Source organism: Streptomyces sp. NPDC092952 (genome assembly GCF_044754785.1).
GTDB lineage: Bacteria > Actinomycetota > Actinomycetes > Streptomycetales > Streptomycetaceae > Streptomyces.
In genome coordinates this window covers 1-1,688 of record NZ_JBIVPT010000059.1, presented here as the reverse complement: position 1 = coordinate 1,688, position 1,688 = coordinate 1, and the positions used below count along the sequence as shown (strand labels likewise).

The 1,688-nt window shown below is 71.6% G+C and carries 1 protein-coding gene; it reads left to right on the top strand.

Annotated features, from left to right (window positions below):
• Positions 1-15 precede the first annotated feature (15 nt).
• The coding region (locus tag ACIQGQ_RS37175; protein WP_402405113.1) for a condensation domain-containing protein at positions 16-1,688 on the top strand (1,673 nt) is incomplete at its 3' end.

Sequence of the window (1,688 nt, the reverse complement as noted above, 5' to 3'; positions counted from 1 at the left end):
CCGGCCGGTGCCCGGATGTACCGCACCGGGGACCTGGTCCGGTGGAACCGGGAGGGCTCCCTCGAATACCAGGGCCGGGCCGACCAGCAGGTCAAGCTCCGCGGCTTCCGCATCGAACTCGGCGAGATCGAGTCCGCACTGACCGCACACGCGGACGTGGGCCAGGCCACCGTCGTCGTCCGTGAGGACCGGCCCGGCGACAAGCGCCTCGTCGCCTACCTGGTCGCCGCCGACGGTGCCCGGATCGATGTCACCGAGGTACGCGGTCATGTCTCCGAGGCCCTGCCCGACTACATGGTCCCGTCCGTCTTCACGGTCCTCGACGCGATCCCGCTCACCGTCAACGGCAAGGTCGACCGGCGTGCCCTGCCCGCCCCGCAGGTCGCCCTCACCACCAACGGACGCGCCCCGCGCACCCCGCAGGAAGAAGTGCTCTGCGGACTCTTCGCCGCCGTCCTCGGACTTCCCTCGGTCACCATCGACGACCACTTCTTCCACCGGGGCGGCCACTCGGTGCTCGGCACCCGGCTGATCAGCCGCATCCGGCGCGCGTTCGGCGTCCAGCTCGGAGTGAAGGACCTGTTCCGCAACCCCACGGTGCTCGCGCTCTCCGAGTGCGTCACCGCGGGCAGCGGCGAACAGCCCCGCCCCGCGCTGCTGCCGGAGGAGCGTCCGGAGCGGGTGCCGCTGTCGTCGGCGCAGCAGCGGCTGTGGTTCCTCGACCAGATGGAGGGGCCGTCCGCCACGTACAACATTCCCCTCGCCCTGAGGTTGAAGGGGACGTTGGACCGGGAGGCGCTGCGGCTGGCGCTCACCGACCTCACCACCCGCCACGAGGGGCTGCGCACCGTCTTCCCCACCGACGGGGGGACCCCGTACCAGCACATCCTGCCCCCGGCCGACCTCGAACTCCCCCTGACCGAAACCTCCGAGGAGGAGGCCGTCGCACGCCTGGCGGAGCTCTCCGCGGCCACCTTCGACCTGTCCGTCCAGCGACCGATCCGTTGCCACCTGCTCGCGCTCGGCGAGCAGGAGCACATCCTGCTGGTGGTCATCCACCACATCGCCTCGGACGGCTGGTCCAACGGGCCGCTCCTCCGCGACCTCGCCACCGCCTACACGGCCCGCACCGGCGGCACCGCCCCCGAGTGGGAGCCGCTGCCGGCCCAGTACGCCGACTACTCCCTCTGGCAGCAGCGCCTCCTGGGCAGTGACGAGGAACGCCAACTCGACTACTGGCGATCCGCGTTGGCCGACCTTCCCGAGGAGGTCACCCTCCCCACCGACCACGCCCGGCCGGCCGTCGCCTCCAACAAGGGCACCATGCACACCGTGCACTGCCCGCCCGAGCTGCACGAAGCGCTCGGCGCCCTGGCCCAGCACACCGGCACCACCCTGTTCATGGTGGCCCAGGCCGCGGTGTCGACCCTGCTGTCCCGGTCCGGCGCCGGGCACGACATCCCGCTCGGCTCGCCCGTCGCCGGACGCACCGATCCGGCGTTGGACGATCTGGTGGGCTTCTTCGTCAACACCTTGGTCCTGCGGACCGACACGAGTGGTGATCCGACGTTCCGGGAGCTCCTGGACCGGGTCCGGGAGACCGACCTGGCGGCGTGGAGTCATCAGGACCTGCCGTTCGACCGGTTGGTCGAGGCGCTGAACCCGGAGCGCACCACCGCCCGCCACCC